Origin of the sequence: Wolbachia endosymbiont of Drosophila seguyi (genome assembly GCF_028981765.1) — a bacterium.
In the GTDB taxonomy this organism is placed as follows: domain Bacteria; phylum Pseudomonadota; class Alphaproteobacteria; order Rickettsiales; family Anaplasmataceae; genus Wolbachia; species Wolbachia pipientis.
Genome location: NZ_JAPQLM010000079.1, coordinates 1 through 993, shown reverse-complemented (window position 1 = coordinate 993; position 993 = coordinate 1). Strand labels below are relative to the sequence as shown.

Sequence of the window (993 nt, the reverse complement as noted above, 5' to 3'; positions counted from 1 at the left end):
GCGAGATTGGGAAGCAACTTTTGGTGATGGCCTAGTTTTTTTCTCCACATCTATATTCACTTGTGCAACAGGAGGGGTCCTGCTTTCAATAGTTTGCGCATTAGGACTTTCTTTTGCTTGATTTTGTTTGAATTTTTTTCTTATCTCTTGTACTTTAATATCGATATTATAATTAATTTCTTTTTCCATAGAAGATACTACCATTTCTAGCTTTGTGCTTGATTTTTGATCAGTATGACCTAACTTTTTAAGTTTTAGTGGTAATTCAGGTTTATCTTTAGTTGATTTAGGAACAGTTCCTACTACTTTTGGTTTTTGTCTAACTTCTTGACCAGCAGTAAACATTTTTTTTGGCAATGGGGGTGCTATTGATGGTTTTGGCAATATTGGAGGTTTAGATTGTTGTTTTTGTTTAAGTTCTCTTTTTGCTTCCATATGTTCTTTAGGAACTGTTACATAAATTAGCTCTTCTCTAGGCGATTTTGAACTTTGTGAATTTTCTGTTAAAATTTTACTCTTCTTCTCTTGATAATTTGATATCTCTTTGTATCCAGGCTTTTCATCTAATGAATTTCCATGGCCTGAATCATTATAATTAACTTCTACTTGTCTATCTTCTTTTAGAAAACTGCGTTCTGGCTTTTCTGGAGCTATTGCAATATTTCCTCTTTCAACTTGCTCCAAACCTGAAATTTTACGATAAGCCTCTAGATATTCAAAGATTGTCATTGAAGTAGGAGGAGGTAATTTATCAATAAAACTACTTATATTCTTAACTGGAACATTTCTTCCCGAGATTCTATTCAATATTTCCTTTAATATCTTAAGACCTGATGGCTTTCCATTCATCGATTTTACATAATCAATTGAGTCACTACGTATAACAAACTTAGCTACATCTTCTGCCTTATCTGTAAAACGCTTTAAGAGGTTGTCCGGAAACTAGTAAATTCAAGCATATTCCCTCTTTAACATAACCCTACTCATAGCTAG

The 993-nt window shown here is 32.9% G+C and carries 1 protein-coding gene; it reads right to left on the bottom strand.

Features of this window, described 5'->3' with window-relative positions:
• Nucleotides 1-849, bottom strand: an 849-nt coding sequence (locus tag OZD62_RS01540; protein WP_275019284.1) for a hypothetical protein, incomplete at its 3' end; no start/stop codon positions are given.
• Nucleotides 850-993: the final 144 nt, after the last annotated feature.